Annotated in this window: 20 protein-coding genes and 1 pseudogene; 12 read left to right on the top strand and 9 right to left on the bottom strand. The window is 69.9% G+C overall.

What is annotated here, in order from left to right; genetic code table 11:
• Positions 1 to 41: 41 nt before the first annotated feature.
• Positions 42 to 1,400, bottom strand: coding sequence for a PepSY-associated TM helix domain-containing protein (locus R4I43_RS14435; protein WP_324266120.1), 1,359 nt, complete (start codon positions 1,398 to 1,400; stop codon positions 42 to 44).
• 155 nt (positions 1,401 to 1,555) lie between these two features.
• Between R4I43_RS14435 and R4I43_RS14430 the strand changes: the two genes are divergently transcribed.
• Entirely contained in the window at positions 1,556 to 2,440 is an 885-nt protein-coding gene (locus tag R4I43_RS14430; RefSeq protein WP_407691247.1) for a formylglycine-generating enzyme family protein, read from the top strand.
• Between the two features lie 72 nt (positions 2,441 to 2,512).
• On the opposite strand, the gene R4I43_RS14425 is transcribed toward R4I43_RS14430, so the two are convergent.
• Positions 2,513 to 3,508, bottom strand: coding sequence for an LCP family protein (locus tag R4I43_RS14425; RefSeq protein ID WP_324266119.1), 996 nt, complete (start codon positions 3,506 to 3,508; stop codon positions 2,513 to 2,515).
• 351 nt (positions 3,509 to 3,859) lie between these two features.
• Between R4I43_RS14425 and R4I43_RS14420 the strand changes: the two genes are divergently transcribed.
• Entirely contained in the window at positions 3,860 to 4,270 is a 411-nt protein-coding gene (locus tag R4I43_RS14420) for a DUF3824 domain-containing protein (protein ID WP_324266118.1), read from the top strand.
• A 52-nt stretch (positions 4,271 to 4,322) separates the two neighbouring features.
• Here R4I43_RS14420 and R4I43_RS14415 read toward each other — a convergent pair whose 3' ends face one another.
• Positions 4,323 to 5,486: an LLM class flavin-dependent oxidoreductase gene (locus R4I43_RS14415; protein WP_324266117.1), complete on the bottom strand. Its 1,164-nt coding sequence runs from the start codon at positions 5,484 to 5,486 to the stop codon at positions 4,323 to 4,325.
• Positions 5,487 to 5,853: 367 nt separating this feature from the next.
• Here R4I43_RS14415 and R4I43_RS14410 point away from each other — a divergent pair, with 367 nt between their 5' ends.
• From R4I43_RS14410 to R4I43_RS14400, 3 genes are all read left to right on the top strand, one after another.
• On the top strand, positions 5,854 to 6,270 hold the full coding sequence (locus R4I43_RS14410) for a hypothetical protein (RefSeq protein ID WP_324266116.1): 417 nt from the start codon (positions 5,854 to 5,856) through the stop codon (positions 6,268 to 6,270).
• Positions 6,271 to 6,346: 76 nt separating this feature from the next.
• Positions 6,347 to 7,177, top strand: a complete 831-nt coding sequence (locus R4I43_RS14405) for an MFS transporter (protein ID WP_324266115.1) — start codon at positions 6,347 to 6,349, stop codon at positions 7,175 to 7,177.
• A gap of 39 nt (positions 7,178 to 7,216) precedes the next feature.
• Positions 7,217 to 8,089 carry a universal stress protein gene (locus R4I43_RS14400; protein ID WP_324266114.1) on the top strand — a complete coding sequence of 291 codons (873 nt, stop codon included), beginning with the start codon at positions 7,217 to 7,219 and terminating at the stop codon, positions 8,087 to 8,089.
• Between the two features lies 1 nt (position 8,090).
• Here R4I43_RS14400 and R4I43_RS14395 read toward each other — a convergent pair whose 3' ends face one another.
• The 5 genes from R4I43_RS14395 to R4I43_RS14375 form a co-directional block, all read right to left on the bottom strand.
• Positions 8,091 to 8,501 (bottom strand): FHA domain-containing protein, encoded by a 411-nt coding sequence (locus tag R4I43_RS14395; RefSeq protein WP_324266113.1) that lies wholly within the window; start codon positions 8,499 to 8,501, stop codon positions 8,091 to 8,093.
• A gap of 222 nt (positions 8,502 to 8,723) precedes the next feature.
• On the bottom strand, positions 8,724 to 9,545 hold the full coding sequence (locus R4I43_RS14390) for a carbohydrate ABC transporter permease (RefSeq protein WP_324266112.1): 822 nt from the start codon (positions 9,543 to 9,545) through the stop codon (positions 8,724 to 8,726).
• Positions 9,545 to 10,468, bottom strand: a complete 924-nt coding sequence (locus tag R4I43_RS14385; RefSeq protein WP_324266111.1) for a carbohydrate ABC transporter permease — start codon at positions 10,466 to 10,468, stop codon at positions 9,545 to 9,547. Before R4I43_RS14385 ends, R4I43_RS14390 begins: the two co-directional genes overlap by 1 nt.
• A complete protein-coding gene (locus R4I43_RS14380) occupies positions 10,465 to 11,823 on the bottom strand; it encodes an ABC transporter substrate-binding protein (protein WP_324266110.1) in 1,359 nt (452 codons plus the stop codon). The genes R4I43_RS14385 and R4I43_RS14380 overlap by 4 nt, the downstream gene beginning before the upstream one ends.
• Entirely contained in the window at positions 11,816 to 12,817 is a 1,002-nt protein-coding gene (locus R4I43_RS14375; RefSeq protein ID WP_324266109.1) for a zinc-dependent alcohol dehydrogenase family protein, read from the bottom strand. Before R4I43_RS14375 ends, R4I43_RS14380 begins: the two co-directional genes overlap by 8 nt.
• 130 nt (positions 12,818 to 12,947) lie before the next feature.
• On the opposite strand from R4I43_RS14375, the gene R4I43_RS14370 reads away from it, so the two are divergent.
• Complete coding sequence (locus tag R4I43_RS14370) at positions 12,948 to 13,928, top strand: sugar-binding transcriptional regulator (protein WP_324266108.1); 981 nt, start codon at positions 12,948 to 12,950, stop codon at positions 13,926 to 13,928.
• Positions 13,929 to 14,027: 99 nt separating this feature from the next.
• Here R4I43_RS14370 and R4I43_RS14365 read toward each other — a convergent pair whose 3' ends face one another.
• Positions 14,028 to 14,309, bottom strand: coding sequence for a hypothetical protein (locus R4I43_RS14365; RefSeq protein ID WP_324266107.1), 282 nt, complete (start codon positions 14,307 to 14,309; stop codon positions 14,028 to 14,030).
• 10 nt (positions 14,310 to 14,319) lie between these two features.
• Between R4I43_RS14365 and R4I43_RS14360 the strand changes: the two are divergent.
• The 6 genes and pseudogenes from R4I43_RS14360 to R4I43_RS14335 form a co-directional block, all read left to right on the top strand.
• Positions 14,320 to 14,625: pseudogene (locus R4I43_RS14360) on the top strand (helix-turn-helix domain-containing protein); the annotation flags it as partial.
• Positions 14,626 to 14,757: 132 nt separating this feature from the next.
• Positions 14,758 to 15,726, top strand: a complete 969-nt coding sequence (locus tag R4I43_RS14355; RefSeq protein ID WP_324266168.1) for a transcriptional regulator — start codon at positions 14,758 to 14,760, stop codon at positions 15,724 to 15,726.
• 29 nt (positions 15,727 to 15,755) lie between these two features.
• Positions 15,756 to 16,412: a toll/interleukin-1 receptor domain-containing protein gene (locus R4I43_RS14350; RefSeq protein WP_324266106.1), complete on the top strand. Its 657-nt coding sequence runs from the start codon at positions 15,756 to 15,758 to the stop codon at positions 16,410 to 16,412.
• Positions 16,409 to 18,424 carry a hypothetical protein gene (locus R4I43_RS14345; protein ID WP_324266105.1) on the top strand — a complete coding sequence of 672 codons (2,016 nt, stop codon included), beginning with the start codon at positions 16,409 to 16,411 and terminating at the stop codon, positions 18,422 to 18,424. The genes R4I43_RS14350 and R4I43_RS14345 overlap by 4 nt, the downstream gene beginning before the upstream one ends.
• On the top strand, positions 18,421 to 18,750 hold the full coding sequence (locus R4I43_RS14340) for a hypothetical protein (RefSeq protein WP_324266104.1): 330 nt from the start codon (positions 18,421 to 18,423) through the stop codon (positions 18,748 to 18,750). The genes R4I43_RS14345 and R4I43_RS14340 overlap by 4 nt, the downstream gene beginning before the upstream one ends.
• A 192-nt stretch (positions 18,751 to 18,942) precedes the next feature.
• Positions 18,943 to 21,288, top strand: a complete 2,346-nt coding sequence (locus R4I43_RS14335) for a molybdopterin cofactor-binding domain-containing protein (RefSeq protein WP_324266103.1) — start codon at positions 18,943 to 18,945, stop codon at positions 21,286 to 21,288.
• Positions 21,289 to 21,298 lie beyond the last annotated feature (10 nt).

The raw sequence follows: 21,298 nt of genomic DNA, 5'->3' as shown, positions 1-21,298 counted from the left end.
GAGCGCAGGCGGGTTTCGCGAAGCGGATGACGAACGTCACGTTAGCGGAGCGCGCGCCACCGCCCCACCGCCACGTCGATCAGGACGAACACCAGCAGCGAGATGCCCAGCAGCGGCAGAAAGAAGGCCACCGCCAGCGCCACCGCGACCAGCGGCAGCAGCACGCGCAGCGGGACCTGGCGCCAGGCGCCGCGCGCGACCGGGGCACCGAAGGTCCCGGCCGGGCGGCGGCGCCACCACATCCGGTAGCCGAGGACGATCGCGGTCAGCAGCGCCACCACCAGCGCGGCCAGCACCAGCTGGTTGACCAACCCGAACAGCAGACCCATGTGGGCGTCGACGCCCCAGCGCGCGAGCTTGGCCATCAGCGGCCAGTCGGCGAAGCGCAGCGTCTCGGTCACCTGGCCGGACGCGGCGTCCACCGCGACCGAGTCCTGCTGGGTCGGCCAGTGCCGCTGCACCTGCTGCACCACGTAGGCGCCGCCGGAGGTGGGCGGGGTGAGCTCGACGGGCCCGGTCACGCCCTGCGCCTCGGCCGCGCGCAGCACCCGGTCCGGGCCGACGTCCGCCCCGGTGTGCGCGGCGTGGCCGCCGTGACCGTGGTGCCCCTGGTGCTCGGAGGAGGTCGAGACCGTCGGCGTCTCCCACGCCAGCGCCTCGCGCAGCGCGGTGACGTTGGCGCCCGCGTGGGCCGACCAGGTCAGGCCGGTCGCCGACAGGAACAGCAGGCCAAGCGCGGTCCACGTGCCCAGCGCGCCGTGCCAGGACAGCAGCCGTTTCCGCCCGGTGGCGCCGGTTTCGGGCACCAGGAGGTTCTTGCGGGAGCTGCGGCGGCGCCGGAACCACAGCAGCAGCCCGCCGAGCGCCACCACCCACAGCCAGCTGGCGGCCAGTTCGCTGTAGAGCCTGCCGAACTCGCCCAGGTGCAGTCCGCGGTGCAGGTTGTCGATCCACGCGCGCAGCGGCAGCGCCTGGTTGCTGCCGTAGGTCTCCAGGATTCCGCGCACCTCGGCGGTGTGCGGGTCGACGAACACCGTGCGGCGGAAGCTCTCCGGCAGGTCGGGCGCGGCGAAGATGACCTGCGTGGTGTCGGTCGGCGTGGCCGCCGGCCGGATCGACATCAGCGAGGCGCCGGGCTGCGCGGCCCGGGCGACCGCGAGCTGGTCGTCCACCGAGACCGCGCGCGGGCTCGCGGGCACGTGCAGTTCGCGGTCGTAGACCAGCTGCTCCAGCTGCGGGGTGAACACGTACAGCAGCCCGGTGGAGGCGGCCACGACCAGGAACGGGGCGATGAGCAGTCCCGCGTAGAAGTGCAGCCGCATGACCAGCGGCCGCAGCGCCGCCCAGGTTCCCGCGGTCCCGCCGCGCTGCTCGGTGGCCGGGGTGGCCTCGGTGCTCATCTCGTCTCCGTCCGTGGGGCGTCCGGTTGAGATGTCGGTGCCGGGACCGCCCCGGTTCCCGGGCGTTGCCGCCGTCACACCCGCCGCCGCTCCCGGCGGCTCGCGCGCGGGTAACGTCGTCGCGCAGCGCAAGACGAGTGCGGGAGGTGTGGCGAGTGGCGAGCTGTTGCCCTCCGCCGCGTTCCGGTCCGGCGGCCGGAACGGAGCAGCAGATCACCCGGGGCAGCGGTGATCTGGAAGGCATGGTCGTGCTGCCCGGCGGCGTGTTCCGGATGGGCACCGAGGATCCCGACGGCTTCCCCGACGACGCCGAGGGACCGGTCCGCGAGGTCCGCGTGCCCTCGTTCGCCATCGACCCCTGCGCGGTGTCCAACGCGCGCTTCGCCGAGTTCGTCGACGACACCGGCTACGTCACCGAAGCCGAGCGGTTCGGCTGGACCTACGTGTTCGCCAAGTTCCTGCCGGGGCACCTGCGCAAGGAGTCACCGCGCCCGGAGCAGACCCCGTGGTGGTGCGGGGTGAGCGGCGCCTGGTGGCGTCACCCGGAAGGCCCCGGCAGCGACCTCGACGGGCGCTGGGACCACCCGGTGGTGCACGTGTCGTGGCACGACGCCGCCGCGTACTGCAAGTGGGCGGGCAAGCGGCTGCCGACCGAGGCCGAGTGGGAGTACGCGGCGCGCGGCGGACTCGACCAGGCCCGCTACCCGTGGGGCGACGAGCTCACGCCGGGCGGTGAGCACCGCTGCAACATCTGGCAGGGCCAGTTCCCGGTGCGCAACACCGCCGAGGACGGGCACGTGGGCACGGCACCGGTGGACGCCTTCGAGCCCAACGGTTTCGGGCTGCACAACGTCTCGGGCAACGTGTGGGAGTGGTGCGCGGACCGCTTCGCCGAGGGCACCGACAACCGGGCGATGCGCGGCGGTTCCTACCTGTGCCACGACTCGTACTGCAACCGCTACCGGGTCGCGGCGAGAACGTCGAACACCCCGGACAGTTCGAGTGGAAATCTCGGTTTCCGCTGCGCCGCGGACGCCTGAGGGAATTCTTCCGGAAACGCGAACGGCGCCCAATCGGAAGAATTGTTTCCGATTGGGCGCCGAGCGCCTGACTCACATTCCGGTGACGATGACTTCCGCCGGGACTTCGCTGTCGTTGGCGAGCGCGCCGAACAGCGTTTCCGCCTTGTCCTTGTCCCACTTCACGACCGAGGCGCCATCGCTGCTCTCGCCGAAGCCGGACATCGGGACCGTGGTGGTCACGCCCTGGCCGGAGGCGATGCCGTTCATCGCGAACGCCAGGCCGGCGAGGTGCCACACGTGGTCGCCGTTGTCGACGATGAAGGCGCCCGAGGTGTCCAGGATCAGCGGGAACAACCGCAGCGGGTTGAGGAAGACCTCCGGGGAGGAGGCCTTCTCGGTCAGCGCGGCGAGGAACTCGCGCTGCCGCTCCACCCGGTCCAGGTCGCCGCGGGCGGAGGCGCGGGTGCGCACGTAGCCCAACGCCTGCGGACCGGTCAGCTCCTGGCAACCGGCCTGCAGGTCGAGGTTGGCCTTCGGGTCCTGCATCGGCTCCTTGACGCAGATGTCCACGCCGCCGATCGCGTCGGTCATGTCGGCGAAGCCGCCGAGGCCGATCTCGGCGTAGTGGTCCACGCGCAGGCCGGTGGAGGCCTCGACGGTCTGGGTCAGCAGCTGCGGACCGCCGTAGGCGAAGGCCGAGTTGAGCTTGTCCTTGCCGCGCCCGGGAATCGTGACGTAGGAGTCGCGCGGCAGGCTGACCATCGTGGGCTTGCCGCCGCCCTGCGGGATGTGCACGAGCATGATCGTGTCGGTGCGGCGGCCCGCGGTGTCGCCGGTGCCCAGTTCGGCCTGGCGTTCGGAGTCGAGGCCTTCGCGGCTGTCGGAGCCGACCAGCAGCCAGTTGGTGCCGGGACCGTCGGCGGGGCGCTCACCCGACGTGGGCAGCCCGGCCTCGCGCTTGAGCGAGAAGTCCACGTAGATCAGGAAACCGACCAGCGCCAGCACCAGGATCAGCAGCACGGCGAGAATCTTCTTGCCCGCGCTGCGGCGTTTCGGCCGATGATGAGGTGGCCGTGCGTGTACCATTTGTTGCTGAGCGTAATTCATCTGCCATCCGAAGAAGTTGGTTGTCAGGCACGGTTTTTCGCACTCCCCGACCTGCCGCGGCGGGCGAGCATGGCAGATGATCATGCCTCGCGAATAGGACCAATCCCACAGGGTTGAGCAACGATGCGAACACGCCGGAATCACGTGGGAACAACGTTCAGTTTCCGCCGCTAAATTGTTTGGGCGGGGCAACTAATCGAAATTCCAGGTCCCCCTGCGTTGCCGAGGCCCATTCACATTCCCGCGGCGTTGTTCGTGGGGTTCCTCTCAACGCCGCGCATTCATCGCGGGGTTGTTTCCGCCGCATCGGAATGGCCACAATCCGGCACCATGAATTACCCGCCGCCGCAAGGCCACGGCCCGTACCCGCCCCACCAGGGCGGCCCCTACCCGCCGCAGGGCCACGGCTATCCCCCGCACGGCCAACCCCCGCACGACGACTACTACGAGGAGCGTCGCCGCCGCGACGAGAGCTCCGCGCGCGTCGCGCACATCGTCCGCGTCGTCCTCGGCGTGGTGCTCACGATCTTCCTGCTGCACGTGCTGTTCGTCGTCTTCGACGCCAACCAGGGCAACGAGTTCGTCTCGATCGTCTACGTCCTGGCCAAGACCCTGGTCCTGGGCCTGGGTGACGTCTTCACCCCCGACGACGCGCTGCTGGGCGTCGTCCTCAACTACGGCCTCGCCGCCCTGGTCTACGTCGTGATCGGCCAGCTGATCATCAAGTCGCTGCGCCGCTGAGGCACGCACCCCCGCGACCGCGCCGGCCCTCGGTGCGGTCGCGGGAGGCGGCTCAGGAAGCCGGGGTCGGCGCCCCCGCGAAGGGGATGCTCGCCGGAGCGGGTTCGGCCTCGGCTCGCGCGGGGTGCCGCCACAGGCCCTTGCGCTCCAGGACCGGCAGCACTCCCTCGCCGAACCAGTACGCCTCCTCCAGGTGCGGGTGCCCGGACAGGACGAACTCGTCGATGCCCAGCGCGTGGTACTCCTCGATGCGCTCGGCGACCTCGGCGTGGCTGCCCACCAGCGCCGTGCCCGCTCCCCCGCGCACCAGGCCGACACCGGCCCACAGGTTCGGGTAGATCTCGAGCTCGGAGGTGGAGCCCCGGTGCAGCTCCAGCATCCGCTTCTGCCCCTCGGACTCGCTGCGCCCCAGGCCCGCCTGGACCTGCTCGATGACCGACGGGTCCAGGGCGTCGAGCAGCCGCTGCGCCTCGGCCCAGGCCTGCTCGCTGGTGTCGCGGCTGATCACGTGCAGCCGGATGCCGAAGCGCGGCGCGCGGCCCTGCGCGGCGGCGAGCTGGCGGATCCACTGGATCTTCTCGGCGACCTTGGCGGGCGGTTCTCCCCAGGTCAGGTACACATCGGCGTGCTTGGCGGCGACGTCTCCGGCGGCCGGTGAGGAGCCGCCGAAGTACACCTGCGGCACCGGGTCGGGCACCCGGGTGAGCTCGGCGCCCTCGACGCGGACGTGCTCACCGGCGAAGTCCACCCGCTCGCCGCGCCACAGCCCGCGCACGACCTCCAGGAACTCGTCGCAGCGCGCGTAGCGGGCGTCCTTGTCCAGGAAGTCCCCGTAGGCGCGCTGCTCGTGGCTCTCGCCGCCGGTGACGACGTTGAGCAGCAGCCGCTGCCCGGAGTGCCGCTGGAAGGTCGCGGCCATCTGCGCGCCGAGGGTCGGCGAGAGCAGGCCCGGCCGGAAGGCGACCAGGAACTTCAGCCGCTCGGTGACCTCGGCCAGCATCGCGGTGGACAGCCACGCGTCCTCGCACCACGCGCCGGTCGGCGTCAGCGCGCCCTCGAAGCCGAGCTGCTCGGCGCTGCGCGCGATCTGCCCCAGGTAGGCCAGCGTGGCCGGGCGGGCGCCACCGGCGGTGTGCGTGGGCGTGCCGTGCCCGCCGCCGACGAGGTAGCGGCTGTCGCCGTAGGTGGGCAGGAACCAGTGGAAGGTCAAGGACATCTGCTTCTCCAAAAGTCCGATGTGGATTCGATGATCCGGTTTCGAGCGGCGGGAGAAGTCAGCTGGGACATGCCTGCGCGACCACGCGCTGGAGGTCCACGTGGCGACGACGGGTCAGGAGTTGCACGCACGTCATCGTTCGACAGCGGTCCGAGCGAAGTCAACGACCGGACACCAGATCCCACACTGCGGAAGGACTCTCCCATTCACCCTTGACCGCGTCGGAGCGCGGCGGCGAAGCTCTTCCGCGTGCTCGTCCCCGCACTGCTGACCACGCGCCACCACGTCGACCTGCTCCGGGTGGTGTCCGGGTGCCTGACCCCGACACCCGTTTTCAACCGGCCGGGCCCCGGCCTCGGAGGCAGTGATGACCGCGGGCCTGCAGCCTGCTCCGGACGTGCGCGCCGTGTCGCGCAAGGACGTTCGCACCGTGATCACGTCGAGCCCGATGGGCACGACCGTCGAGTGGTACGACTTCTTCCTCTACAGCACCGCGGCCAGCCTGGTGTTCGACGAGCTGTTCTTCCCCACCGACGACCCGGCGGTGTCGACGATGCTGGCCTTCGTGACGTTCTTCGTCGGGTTCGTCGCGCGCCCGCTCGGCGGGGTGCTGTTCGGGCACGTCGGCGACCGGATCGGCCGCAAGCGCACCCTGGTCGATGCTGCTGATGGGCCTGTCCACGGCGGCGATGGGCGCGCTTCCCACCTACGAGCAGGTGGGACTGCTCGCGCCCGCGCTGCTGGTGCTGCTGCGCGTGGTGCAGGGCCTGGCGATCGGCGGTGAGTGGGCGGGCGCGGTGCTGATGGCCGTCGAGTACGCGCCTCCCGGCTAGCGCGCCTGGTACGGCGCGTGGCCGCAGGTGGGTCTCGCGCTCGGGCTCGGCCTGGGAACCGGGTTGTTCGCGCTGCTCGGCAACGTCCTCGACGACGAGCAGTTCCTCGGGTACGGCTGGCGGATCGCGTTCGGCGTGAGCATCCTGCTGGTGTTCATCGGCCTGATGATCCGGTTGCGGGTGGCCGAAACCCCGGCGTTCGAGCGGATGCGGGAGACCGAGGGCGCCGCGAAGGCCCCGCTGGTGGAGCTGTTCCGCGACCCCACCGCCCGGCGGAACACGCTGCTGGGCCTGCTCTCGCGCTGGGCGGAGGGCGCGGCGTTCAACACCTGGGCGGTGTTCTTCCTGCCCTACGCGACCTCGACGCTGCACCTGCCGCGCAACGGCGTGCTGATCTCGGTGATGGTCGCCTCGGGTGCGCTGGCCGTGCTGCTGCCGGTGTTCTGGCGCGTCAGCGACCGGATCACGCCGCGCCGCGCCTACGCGCTCGGCGCCGGGCTGTTCGGGCTGTCGGTGTACCCGGCGTTCCTGGCCTTCCAGACCCGAGACCTGCTGCTGTCCGGGCTGGTCATCGTGCTCGTGCTGGGCGTGGTGCACGCGCTGCTCTACGCACCGCAGGGCACCCTCTACGCGCAACTGGCACCAGTGCGCTCCCGGTACACCGGGATGTCGTTCGTCTACCAGTTCTCCGGCATCTACGCCTCGGGCCTGACAACGCTGGTCATCACCGCGCTCATCGCGGCCGGCGGTGGTTCGCCGTGGCTGGCGTGCGGCTACCTGGTGCTCACCGGTCTCGTCGGCCTCGCCGCCACCGTCGCGCTGCGCCCCGGCGACCTGCACCCGGCCAGAGCGGACTGAGCCTGCCCGCCACGGCTTCTCGTGGTGAGGTGGGGAGCGATGGGAACGCAGCAGCACCGCGCGGTGGCCGTCGGGGTCGACGACTCCGACGCCGGTCGGCTCGCGATGCGCTGGGCCGCCCGGGAGGCGTTGTCGCGCGACCAGCCGCTGCTGCTGGTGCGCGCAGTCCCGGTCCCGCTGGAAGAGCTGACCCGCATCCACCTGCCCACCGAGCATCCCGCGATGCCGCACGGCAGCGCGCAGCAGCAGCTGGCCGTGCTGGCCACCGAGTGCCGCCGGATGTTCCCGCAGGTGCTGGTGCGCACCAGGGTGCAGGTGGGACATCCGGCGACGGTGCTGCGCGAGGAGACCGGCGAGGCGGACGTGCTGGTGCTGGGACCTCCGCCGCTGAGCCGCACCCGGCGCGTGCTGCTGGGATCAACCGCGGGCGAACTCGTGCGGTCCGCGCACCTGCCGGTGGTGGTCGTGCGGGGCCGTGAAGCCGACGGGCCGCTCCGCCGGATCGTGGTCGGTGTGGACGGTTCGCCGACGAGCACCGAGGCGATCGCCTTCGCCCACGACCTCGCCCGCCGGCACGGCGCGACGCTCACCGCGCTGCTGGCCGATGCCAAGCGCGCGCCGGACGCGCTGCCGCCGAACCGCGGCTGGCAGTACGAATCCGACGTCGTCGACGCGAACCGGCGGCTGCTCGCCGAATGCCTCGCGGGCGTGGAGCAGGCCGCTCCGGACGTCGACGTCCGCCAGCGGATCAGCCTGGAACTCCCGACCGAAGCCCTGCTCCACGCCTCGGAGGACGCCGATCTGCTGGTGATCGGGTCCTGCGGGCGCAACATCGTGCGCGTCACGACGCTCGGCTCCACCAGTCATGCCCTGGTGCACTACGCCGACTGCGCGGTGGCGGTCGTCCGATGAATCACAGACCCGTTCGATAGGTGAAACGCGCCTTGCCGACCCAGATCTCGTCGCCCTCGTGCAGCTCTGCGCTGTCCACCGGCAGCCGGTTGAGGTAGGTGCCGTTGAGCGAACCGCCGTCGACGAGCACGTAGGAGTGACCCCGGCGCCGGATCTCGGCGTGCGACTTGGAGACGGTGATGTCGTCGACGACGATGTCGCAAGCGGTGTCGCGACCTATCGTCGTGCGGTCGTTCTCGAGCACGAACCCGCTACCCACCGCGTTCCCGCGGTTGATCATCAGGCGCGGTTTCCCGCTGAGCTCGTCGGCGGAGCGAGGCGCCGGAACCTCATGAGGAGCGGACGCCCGGGCAGCCTCGTCTTGCTTCTCGACTCCGTTCGAAGCGGACGCGCCGATCCTGGCCTGTTCCATGTTCGTCTCCTTGGCCAACAAGCGTGAAACCTCCGTGAGCACCTCCCGTAACCGGGCGGCTACAGACAGCATGCCGAAGGAATGACCACGACCGCTAGGACCAACGTCCTCGATTCACCAGACCTGATGCCCGATGTGAGCGAAATCCCCGCCGAATCGAAAAGCATTTACCGGAAAGGGCCGCCGAAATGTGCGAGTTTTCGACGGCCCACCACTTCCGGATTACTTGACCGCACCCATCGACAGACCCCGCACCAGGTGGTTCTGCGCGACCCAGCCGATGACCATCACCGGCAGCGAGGCCAGCAGCGCCGCCGCCGACAGCTGCGCCCAGTAGAGGCCCTCGCTGGTGATGAAGCCGACCAGGAACACCGGCACCGTGCCCGCCTGGGCGGCGGTGAGGTTGACCGCGTAGAAGAACTCCGTCCAGGAGAAGATCACGCAGATCAGCGCCGTCGCCGCGATGCCGGGCGCCACCACCGGCAGGATCACCCGGAACAGCAGCACCGGCAGCGGCGCGCCGTCGACCCGCGCGGCCTCGACCATCTCCTTGGGCACCTCCAGGAAGAAGGAGCGCATCATCCACACCGCCAGCGGCAGGTTCATCGCGGTGTAGAGGACGACGAGCGCCCAGACGTTGTCCAGCAGGCCGATGTTCTGCGAGATGACGTACAGCGGGATGATCGCCGCCACGATCGGAAGCATCTTGGTGGACAGGAAGAATCCGAGCACGCCCTGCGTTCCCGGCACCGCCGCGATGGACAGCGCGTAGGCCGCTGGGACCGCCAGCAGCAGCACCAGCAGCGTCGAGACCACCGTGACGAACGCCGAATTGCCCAGGTACGGGAGGAAACCGCGCTCCAGGATGCCGGCGAACTGGCTCAGCGTCGGGGTGAACAGCAGCCGCGGCGGATCGGTGTAGGCGTCGGCCTCCTCCTTGAAGGAGGTCAGCACCATCCACAGCAGCGGGAAGACGAACAGGATCGCCACGACCCAGGTGAACGCGGTCAGCGCCCACCGGCCGATCGGGTTCGCGGTAGGCATCAGCGCACCTCGCTCAGGCCGAAGGTCCGGAACATCAAGCGCAGCGCGAAGTTCGCCACGATCAAGGTCAGGATGACCACGACGACGCCCATCGCCGAGGACTGGCCGATGTCGAAGCCCTCGAACGCGCGCTGGTAGATGTAGTACGGCAGGTTGGTGCTCGCGGTGCCCGGACCTCCCTGCGTCATCAGGAAGATCGCGTCGAAGCTGTTGACGATGTAGATCGCCCCCAGCAGACCCGCCAGCTGCAGGTACCGGACCAGCTGCGGCAGCGTGATGGACGCGAACGTCCGCCACCGCCCGGCGCCGTCGACCGCGGCGGCCTCCAGCACCTCCTTGGACTGCGCCTGCAGGCCCGCCAGGATCAGCAGCATCATGAACGGCGTCCACTGCCAGATCACCTGCGTCATCACCGACGCCAGCGGGAACTCGGCCAGCCAGTCGGTGTCACCGCCGAAGACGAAGTTCAGCAGCCCGTAGGTCGGGTCGAACATCGTCGTCTTCCACAGCAGCGCGCCGGCCGCGGGCAGGATCAGGAACGGCGTGATCAGCAGGGTGCGGACCACGCCGCGTCCCACGAACTTCCGGTCCAGCAGGATCGCCAGGCCCAAGCCCAGCAGCATCGAGATGAACACGCACACCACGGTCAGCACCACGGTGTTGAGCAGCGCGCCGCGGAACTGGCTGTCGGCGAACACGTCGACGTAGTTGCGCAGGCCCACGAAGTGCCGCGAGCCGGGCCGCACCAGGTTCCAGGACTGGAACGAGTAGAACACCGTCATCAGGAACGGGATCTGGGTCACCAGCACCGTGAACAGCAGCGCGGGCAGCAGCGGCGCGCGGCGCAGCCAGGCGCTCGACGACGAGGTCGCCCGCTTCGGCGCGACCGGCGCCTGGACTTCTTCGACCACCGTGTGGCTCATCGCGTCTCCCGGTAGGCCTCGCCGACGGATTCGGCGTACTCCTGGGACTGCTCCAGGGCCTCGTCGACGGTGATCCGCCCGGCGATGGCCGCCGACAGCTGCTGGCTGATCCGCGTCCCGAGGTCCTGGAACTCCGGGATGCCGACGAACTGGATCCCCGGGTACGGCACCGGGTTCACCATCGTCTTGGCCTGCTGCGCCTTGTCGATGCCGTCCAGCGTCGGCTTGGCGTAGGCGGAAGCGGCCTGCTGGTACTCCGGGATCTCGTAGGTCGACCTGCGCACGCCCGGCGGGACCCGGTTCCAGCCGAAGGTGCCGCCGACCTGCTTGACGAACTGCTTGGAGGTCATCCAGCTCATGAACTGCCAGGCCGCGTCCTTGTCCTTGGCGACCTTGGGCATCGCCAGCGACCAGGTGTAGAGCCAACCGGCTTCGGGCGTGCGCTCGACCGGGGCCGAGACGTAGCCGTTCTTGCCCACGACCTTGCTCTCGGCCGGGTCCTCGTTGGTGCCGGCCATGACCGTCGCGTCGTACCACATCGCGGCCTGGCCCTGCGCGTAGTGCGTGCCGCACTCGGAGAACCCGGCGCTGGAGGCGCCGACCTCGCCGTGCTCGCGGACCAGGTCGACGTAGAAGTTGGCTGCCGCCTTGAACTCCGGCGAGGTGATCTGGGCGTTCCAGTTCTCGTCGAAGTAGCGGGCGCCGAAGGTGTTGGCGACCGTGGAGAACGGCGCCAGGCTCTCGCCCCAGCCGGGCTTGCCGCGCAGGCAGATCCCGGACACGCCGGCGGCGGGGTTGTCGAGCTTGGCGGCGAAGTCGGCGATCTGCTGCCAGGTCGGGTGCTCCGGCATGGTCAGCCCGGCCTGCTCGAACAGGTCCTTGCGGTAGGTCAGGAACGACGACTCGCCGTAGAACGGCACCGCGTGCATCGAACCCTGGTACGACAGCGACTCCCGGATGCTGGGGATGAAGTCGTTCGCGTCGTAGCCGGGGGTCTTGTCGATGTAGGGCTGCAGGTTCTCCAGCCAGCCGTTGGCCGCCCACTGCGGGGTCTCGTAGTTGCTGATCATCACCACGTCGAACTCGCCGCCCTGGGTGGCGGTGGAGGCGGTGATCTTCGCGCGCGCCTGGTTCTCCGGCAGCTGCACGAACTTCAGCTTGATGCCGGGGTTCTCCTTCTCGAACTCGCCCTTGAGCGCGACCGCGTCCTCCATCTGCGGGTTGGACACGATCGCGATCACCAGGGTCCGGCCGCCGGAGCCGATGGCACCGGCCCCGGCGCAGCTGGTCAGCAGCAGGCTGACCATCGCCAGCAGCGCCAGCCGCACCCGGCCGCGCCGTAAGGACTTAGGCATCCCCACCTCCGGGCAGGACCTGGACCTTCAGACCGGCGCCGCTGCGCATGAGTTCCAGCGCCTTGCCGAACTCCTCGAGCGGCAGCGCGTCGGTGAGCAGCTCGTCGCTGTCGATCGCGCCCATCGCCATCAGGTCGAGTGCGGGACCGAAGCTGTGCAGAACCGCCATCGAGCCGACGACCTTGATCTCGTCGTTGTAGATCCGGAAGGGCGACAACGAGATTCGCGCCTCTGCGGGGGCGACGCCGAAGACCAGCAGTCGCCCGCCGCGACGCAGCTTGTCGAAGGCGGTCTCGATGGCCGGAGCAGCACCCGTGCAGTCCACGGCGGCGTCGAAGTTCGCCTCCAGCTCGCCGGCGTCCTCGACGACGGCGACGGCGCCCAGCCGCTGCGCGCGCGGCAGCCGCGCCGCGTTGCGGTCGGCGACGGTGACCTGCGCGCCCGCGCGCTGCAGCAGCTGCTGCATCAGCAGGCCCATCGTGCCCGCGCCGATGACCAGGAACTTCTCCCCGGCTTCGACGCCGATCTGGCGGACGCCGTGCACGGCGCAGGAGACCGGCTCGACCAGCGCGCCCTGCTGCCAGCTCAGCTCGTCGGGCATCCGGTAGCAGTTGGCCGAGGGCACCGCGACGTACTCGGCGAACGCGCCGTCGACGGTGTCGCCGGTGGCGCCCCAGTTCGCGCACAGGTTGCCGTGCCCGTTGCGGCAGGGCGTGCAGTAGCCGCAGAACAGCGACGGGTCGACCGCGACCCGGTCGCCGACCTCCCACTCTCCCGGGACGTCGGGGCCCACCTCGACGACCTCGCCTGCGAACTCGTGGCCCGGCACGATCGGGTAAGGCGTGGGCGGGAAGTGCCCGTCGGCGATGTGCACGTCGGTGCCGCAGATGCCGGTGGCGCCGACCTTCACCACCAGTTGCCGCTCCTTCGGTACCGGATCCGGTACGTCGCCAACCCGGATGGAACCGGGCTCGTCAATGATCGCGGCGCGCATCACACCTCCGCCTCCAGAGCGCTCATCTGAGCGAACTGCGCTGTACTCTGCCCTGAACTTGCCACGAATTGAAGAGGTTCACTGGTGATGACGTCAACCTTTCATTCAGATTTCGCGATATAGTGCTCATATGAGCACTTCTCGGCCGCGAAGCGGGCTGATCGACACCATGACGGCGGCGTCCATCGCGCACCGGTTCTTCGTGGCAGGCCACTCGAAGCTGGAGATCGCCGAGGAGTTCGGCATCAGCCGCTTCAAGGTCGCCAGGATTCTGACATCCGCGCAGGAGAACGGCTTGGTGAAGATCTCGTTCGAGCTGCCGTTCCCGGTCGACGTGGAGCAGTCCGAACGGCTCCGGACGGCCTACGGGCTGCGCCGCGCGCTGGTGCTCAATCGAGCGCAGTCCAAGGCCGAACGGCCGGAACTGCGCCGCCGAGTGGGCGTGCTGGCCGCGCAACTCCTCTCCGAGATCACCGTTCCGGGCGACGTCATCGGCCTGTCGTGGGCGCGGTCGGTCAACGCGATGGCGGAGGCGATCCGCAGCCTGCCGAAGTGCCCCATCGTCCAGCTGTGCGGCGTCCAAGCGGGCATGGACATGCGGGACCGCTCGGTGGAAACGGTGGGCCGGGTGGCGGCGGTCAGCGGCGGCGAGTCCTACCCCATCTACGGACCGCTGGTGCTCCCCGACCGCCGCACCACCGAGATCCTGCGCAACCAGCCGGGCATCGCCGAGACCTTCGAGCAGTACCAGCACCTGACCAAGGCGGTGGTGAGCATCGGCGCCTGGCAGGAGAACGAGTCCACCGTCTACGACGCGCTCAGCCCGGACGAGCGCGAGTCGATCCGCGAGCGCGGGGCCACCGCCGAGATCGCCGCCCGGCTCTTCGACGCCGACGGCAACGCCCTGTCCACCGGCCTGGCCCACCACGTCCTGGCCATCCCGCACGAGCAGCTGCGCGCGGTGCCCGAGGTGATCGCCGTCGGCTACACCACCCCGAAGGCCCGCGCCATAGACGCGGTGCTGCGCTCGGGCATCGTCACCAGCCTCATCACCGACGCCGAGGTCGCCGACATCCTCCTGCAGCTCGTCACCGAACGCCCCGTGCGCTGAGGGGCGGAGCGAGACCCCCAGCCTCGCTCCGCCCCCTTCTCACCCGTTTCCCGTCCACGCAACGACGGGAAACGGGAAACCGGACCAATCGTCCGCCGCTCAGTTCGGCTCGCGGTCACAATCCGTCGGTGAACGCAGCGCAGCTGACGCGAGCCTGAAGGTCTCCCTCCAGGCCTCGACGGTGACGAGGATTGCGGCGGACATGATGACGACGAGAGCCACCAGGACCGTTCCGGAGGAGTTCAACGAGGCGAGCTCGAAGAGCGCCCATAACTGGACAGCGGTGAATCCCAGCGTCATCGCCACGCCACCGAGCAAACGCCCGGGTGACGCGCTGCGCTGTTCGGGTGTCAATTCGCGGGAGAGGTCGTCGGTCAACATCACTTCTCCTATGGTCAGGCGGAGTTCCAGTCGTGCGACTGGATCCGCACCACCCACCATGTGCGGTGGTCGGCGTTTCCGACCACCCGTTTCCCGGTGCCGGGAGAATCGGGAAACGGGCAACCCGGAGGACGAGTTGACCCAGCGGCCCACACTGTTCGGGGCGGAGCTTCGACGACTGCGGATCGAGGCCGGATTGTCGCTCTCTCGGCTTGCCGGGCTTCTGCACTACAGCAAGGGTTATCTCAGCAAAATCGAAACCGGCGGCAAACCACCGACTCCCGAATTCGCGCGTCGCTGCGACGCCGAACTCAACGCCGAGGGAAGGCTTTCCGCACTCGTTCCCGAGCAGACGCCGGGAGCACCTCCGCCATCCGAAATCACGACCAGCGGTGATGAGGTGTGGGTGTTGCGACTCGATTCGAGCGGAAGCAGTTCGTTCCAACCGGTGGACCGCCGGAGCATGCTGTCGGCCGGGGCCGCCTCGGTGGTGGCCTTCGGCATGGGAGGCACGCACGCGGTCGCGGAAACCGGTTCTGCGGAACCGTTCCGGGTGATGTTCGACCAGTTGCGCAAGCTCGGGCAGACCGCGAGCCCGTCGCTGGTGCTGCCGAGCCTGGTGGCGCAGACGCACTCGCTGCGCGAGATGGCCCGCAACGCCAAACCCGCCCAGACCGCCGAGATCCTCGCCTTGACGGCCCGCTACGCGGAGTTCGCGGGCTGGATGACGCAGGAGGCCGGCGACGATCGCGCGGCGATGTGGTGGACCGACCGGTCCGTGGAGCTGGCCGAGGCCGGCGGCGACCGCAGGCTCGGCGCGCACGCGCTGGTGCGCCGGGCGCTGGTCGCGCTCTACCGCCACGACGCCAGGCAGACCGTCGAGGTCGCCCAGCTGGCGAGGCGGCAGGCGCTGACCGACCGGATCCGCGGCTGGGCCGCCCTGCACGAGGCCCAGGGCCACGCGCTGGCCGGCGACCACGCCAGGTGCATGCGCACCCTGGACGTGGCCCGCGAACACCTCAGCGCCGCGCGGCCGGAGCCCGGACCGACGCTGGGCGCCTCCCACCTCAGCGATCCGGCCACGATGATCGCCGGCTGGTGCCTGCACGACCTGGGGCGACCGCGGGCGGCCACCGAGGTCCTGGACCGCGAGGTCAGCGCGCTGCCCGAGCAGGCGCTGCGCTCCAGAGCCCGCTACGGCCTCCGCCGCGCCCTGGCCCACGCCGCGGCGGGCGAGATCGAGCACGCCTGCGCGCTGACGACCGAGGCACTCCCGGGCGTCGACGCCGTCACCTCGGCGACCGTGCTCACCGACCTGCGCAAGCTCAGCCAGCTGCTGACCCGCCACCACCGCGTCCCGGCGGTCCAAGCCCTCCAACCCGCGCTGGTCGCCTCCCTGCACCACCGGTCCGCGTGAATCCCGCCGCTACTGAACGGATTGCTGTCATGCCCGAGATCTTCGTCAACTACCGCACCGGGTTCGGCGAGCAGGCCGCCGCCCACCTCGAAGACCACCTGTCCCGGCACTTCGGCAGCGAGCGCGTGTTCCGCGACGCCACATCGATCGACCCAGGGGTGAACTTCCAGGAGCGGCTGCAGGCCGCCTCCAGCAGCGCGCGCGTGCTGCTGGCCGTGATCGGCGAGGGCTGGGCGGGGGCCGTCCGCAACGGCCGCATCGCGCTGGAGGACCCCGCCGACTGGATCCGGCGGGAGATCCTCAACGCCCGCGAGGCCGGTGCGCGGATCATCCCGGTCCTCTGCGGGCACAACATGGAGCCACTGCGGTCGTCGGAACTCCCGCCGGAACTGGACTTCCTCGCCGACAACCAGGCCCTGCGCTTGGACCACCGCAACTCGGGCGACGACCTCGACCAGATCACCCGAAAGCTGGGAGAGATCGTGTCCGGGCTGGAGAAGCCGGAGGGTCGAGTGCGCAACATCAACCACGGCTCGGTGAACACGCTGATCCAGAGCGAGCGGGTCGGCGACGTGACCATCGGCGACACGTCGTCGACCACGCACTTCCACGGCACCGTCACCGGGCCGCTGCACACCGGCTCCGGTCCCCTCCACGTCGATCGCACCCGCGAGGAGGAGAAGTGACCGAGGAACCGGGCGAGGAAGTCCCACCGGCGCCTCCCACGTGGACCACGCAGTCCGAGATCGACGGTGACGTGCACGGCCCGCTGCACACCGGCACCGGCGATCTGAACGTCTACTTCAGCACGCACGAGAGCGTGCTCGCGCAGGCGCGCGGTCCGCGACTCACCCACCGCGACGACCTGCACTGGCTGCGAGCGCGCTTCGTGGAACCGCCGAACCTGGGCCACGCGCGGGAGAAGCTGAACTCCACGGGCGCGGTCCTGCTGACCGGCCCGCCCGGCAGCGGGCGCGCGACGGCGGCGAAGATGCTGGTCGACGAATCGGCCGGCGCCCAGAGCCCGTTCAGCGTCCTGGCCGAGGAGGCGGTCGACCTCCAGGAACGGCTGTCGCAGGTCAAGGTCTACCCGGACCACCGGTTCGTGCTCGACCTCTCGGGCAGCGAGCAGGGCGTGTTCACCGCGCGCATGCGCGAGCTCCCCGCGTTCCGCACCACCCTGGCCGAGCACCGCGGCTACCTCGCGGTGGTGGTCCCCGACGAGTTGGCGCACCACCTCGACTCGGAGCTCAAGCAGTTCGTGGAGCGCATCGGACGGCCTCCGGGGCGTCTCGTGCTCCGCAGGCACCTGCGTCCCGCCGACCTCAACCCGAGCGACGACCAGCTCAGCGACGCCGCTGTCGAGGCGTGCCTCGACGCGCCGATGGCGGAGATCGCGGGCGTGGCCGAGCGGGTCGTCGAGGCCCGTGCCGCCCTCCCGGAGCACGACCTCACCCGGTGGCTCGAGGAGGCGGCGACCGCGAAGGCCCAGCGCCGAAAGGAGATCGCGGACAAGCTCCGGGAGAACTCCTCCGGTCGGCAGCGCGCGGTGCTGCTGGCCTCGGCGATGTGCCGCGGTGCCTCCAGCGACGCGGTGTTCTTCGCCTCCCACCGGCTGGTGCGGATGATGGGACTGGACGAGGCCGAGAAACCGCGCCTGGAGCAGGACGGCTACCGCTGGCAGCTGCAGCGGCTCCAGGTCGACGTCTCACCGCGCGACAGCATCGAGTTCCGCAAGCTCTCCTACGACGAAGCGGTCCTGGAGCACTTCTGGGACAACTTCCCCGACCTGCGCGTGGAGTTCCGCCGCTGGGTGGAGCAGCTGATCGCGCTGCCGCAGCTGACGGGCCGGGATCGGCTGAACCTGGTCGACAGGTTCACCGCGCAGGCGCTGCGGACCGGTTCGCCCGAGCAGGTCGGTCTCCTGGTCGAGAAGTGGGTCTTCCCGCGCGACGGCGGAGCGAGCCCGCTGCAGGACTTCGGGGTGCGGGCGCTGATCACCGGCTTGAAGGACGCTCGCCACGGAACGCACTTCCGGCGCATGGTCTACGAGTGGTCGCGCGCCCAGGAGCTGCCCGAGCCGGTCGGCCAGATCCTGGTCGAGGTGTGCACCGAGGTCATCGCGCCGAACTACCCGGGCCAGGCGCTGGTGCGGCTGCACCACCGGGCGCGCCGGGAACCCGGGAGGCTCGCGCGGCAGGCGCTGCTCGACCTCGTCCAGCGCAGCGCGCTCCAATACCGGCTGCTGCTGGAAAGACTGGCCGCGGATCTGCTGAAAACCCCGCAGTGGCAGGTGGATCTCCTGCTGTTCGTCGAGCTGGCCGATCCGCTGCTGCTGTCCGACACCGCCCAGCGCGCCCGGCCGCTGGTCACCGACCGGCAGGTCCGCGCTCAGCTGGTCACCTGCTGGCGCCAGCTGATGCTCGCCAGGAACGACCTGGTCGAGCAGCGGCTGTTCCAGTGGCTGGCCACCGCCGCCCGCGCTCCCCACCCGGACCAGCTGCTGGGCGTTCTCGTCGAGGCGGCGAGCGCCTCGGTGGACCTGCTGGGCGCGCTCTACGCGGCGGCCAGGGATTGGGCGGAGACGCCGGAAGGGCATCCCGAGGTCGCGATCCGGTTGTCGCAGTTGATCGACCAGGCGCAGGGCCTGCAGAGCCAGGACTACTCGTACCCGCGACCGGAGGAGTTCGTGCGATGAGCAGGGAGAATCGGATCCTCTACATCGGACTGGGGATCGCTGCGCTGATCCCGGTGGTGTTCGGGTGGCTGCTGGAATGGCCGGTGTGGGTGGTGGTTCCGCTGCTGGTGGCGGTCGGGTGGGGCGTGTTCCAGAAGTTGGCCGGTGGTCTGCCGACGCCGTCGGACCACGTGGGTATGCTGCTCGATCAACTCGGGTTGCACGGTGAGCGCAACGCGGTTCGGCGGTTGACCGCGCACCGCTTCGCCAAGCTCATCGAGGCGGCCGGGCACCAGCAGGTGGCCGAGGACGTCCGGCGACGTTTCGACTCACCCGATGGACCCTGAAGCGGAAGGTGAATTGGGCACTTCGCACGCTTGACGCGATCGTGATCTTGATCCCGGGCCGATCCGTTGACCTGTTGAACGTTCAACGTTACAGTTCCGCTGTTCGAACGGCCTGAGGAGCTCATTTTCCCAGGTCACGCCCATGATTCCGGCTGCCGGAACCGCGGATGCGTCCGGCGGAAGGGGACCGAGATGACGACCGCAGACCGATCCTCACCGCCCTCTTCGCGGCCCGCCGATCCCCACGCCGCGGAACCCCGGACCGTGGGGCGTCGCGGTTTCCTCGGTTACGTGCTGGCCGCGCCGACGCTGGTGGCCGCCGCCGACCTGAACCTGCGCGCGCCCGCTGCGGAAGCCCAAGGGCTGCCACCGGTTCCGTCGCCCGCGATCGCCGAGATCGCCGACCTCAGCGACATGCTGGAGTACTCGGCCGTGCCCACCGCGAACCTCATCACCGTCACGGTCAACACCGACGGGACGGTGTCCTTCGAGCTCCCGCGCGCCGAGGTCGGCCAGGGCATCACGACTTCGACCGCGATGCTCATCGCCGAGGAGATGGACGTGCCGGTCGAGCGCGTCCACGTCTCCCTCGCCGACGCCCGGCCGGAGCTGCTGTTCAACCAAATCACCGGCGGTTCCGGCACCACGCTGTCGACCTACACCCCGATCCGGGTCGCCGCCGCGGTGGCCCGAGGGCGGCTGCTGCAGGCCGCGGCGATCGAGCTGGAGCAGGCCGTGTCGACGCTGCGCCTCAAGCAGGGCGTCGTCACCGACCTGCTGGGCAACACCATCGGCATCGGCGCGCTCGCGACGAAGGCGGCCAGCGTGCGCACCGAAGAGGTTCCGGTGCAGCTCAAGGCGAACGAGGACTTCTCGGTCATCGGCAAGCCGCACAACCGGGTGGACGCGCTCGCGGCGGTGACCGGCGAGAAGAAGTTCGCGATGGATCTCAAGATCCCCGGCGCGCTGCCCACGATGGTGTGCCGACCGCCGACGCTCAACGGCAAGGTCGGCACGGTGCACAACCTCGACGAGGTCTCGACGATGCCGGGCGTCACCGACGTCGTGGCGATCTCCACTGGTGTTGCCGTGCGCGCCGCGACCTTCGGGCAGTGCATCGACGCGGTGCGGGCGCTGAAGGTCGACTGGGGCCCCGGAACGGTCGAGGGCAAGTCCGACGAGGCGGTGCTCGAGGAGCTGCAGGCGGCCGAGGTCCCGCTGGCCGCGCCGAAGGGCGAGTCCAGCGTGGAGGGTGATTTCACCTTCTACTTCCGCAGCAACAGCGCGCTGGAGACCAACTGCGCGATCGCCGACGTGCGCAGCAACCGGGCGGAGATCTGGTCGGCGCAGAAGAACCCGATCGTCACCAAGGAGACCATCTCCGCCCAGTACGGCATCCCGATCGACGCGGTGAAGGTGCACGTCACCGAGGGCGGTGGTTCGTTCGGGCGCAAGCTGTTCAACGACGGCGCGATGGAAGCCGCCGAGATCTCCCGCAAGATCGGCAAGCCGGTCAAGCTGATGTGGCACCGCGCCGACGACTCCCGGCAGGGGCGCACCCACCCGATGGCGACCTCGCGGGTGCGGGTGGGCGTCGCCGGGGACGGTGTGCTCAGCTACGAGCAGCGGCACACCAGCGTGTTCACCGACTTCAGCCACGGGTTCGGCGAGATCATCACCGCCAGCGCGGCGAAGCTGCCGGTCGCCGACGCGTCGTTCTCGCAGACCATCTTCACCTACACCCAGACCATGCCCTACGGGTTCGGGGCGACCACGCAGCTGCTCAACGAGACCGACCGCGGTTTCAACACCGGCAGCATGCGCAACATCTACTCCCCCGACGTCACCACCGCGCGCGAGCTGATCGTCGACCAGCTGGCCGCGAAGATGGGCGAGGACCCCCACCGGTTCCGGCAGCGGTTCCTGCAGGAGGAGCGGCTCAAGGCCGTGCTGGACCAGGTGGCCGAGTCCGGCGAGTGGGGCCGGTCGATGCCTGCGAACACCGCCCAGGGCATCGCGGTGCACACCGAGTACCGGGCGGCGATCGCGACGCTGGTGGAGATCGACTGCACGCCGGAGACCGTGAACCGGCCGATCCGCGACGGCGTGGCCGGGCCGCGGGTCACCAAGGCGGTCTGCGCGGTGGACATCGGGCTGGCGGTCAACCCGCGCGGCCTCCAGGCCCAGATCATGGGCGGCATCAACGACGGCATCGCCAACGCGCTGACCTCCAGCCTGCACCTGACCGACGGGTACTTCCTGGAAGCCAGCTGGGACAACTACTTCTACACCCGGCAGTGGAACTCGCCGCCCGAGCTGGAGATCATCATCATGCCGCCGACGACCGGCAATCCCGGTGGCGCCGGTGAGCTGGGGGTCGCCTCGGCCCAGGCGGCGGTGGCCTGCGCCTACGCCCGCGCGACCGGGTCGATGCCGACGAGCTTCCCGATCAACCACGGCACGCTGTCGTTCGAACCGAAGCCGAACGTGCCGCCGATCCCGCAGTCGCCCACCGACGGCCTGCGCTACGCGCAGTGACGACCTGGAG

This window comes from Saccharopolyspora mangrovi (assembly GCF_035320975.1).
Classification (GTDB): domain Bacteria; phylum Actinomycetota; class Actinomycetes; order Mycobacteriales; family Pseudonocardiaceae; genus Saccharopolyspora; species Saccharopolyspora mangrovi.
The sequence above is the reverse complement of the archived record's forward strand: the minus strand, read 5'-3'. Positions and strand labels throughout refer to the sequence as shown.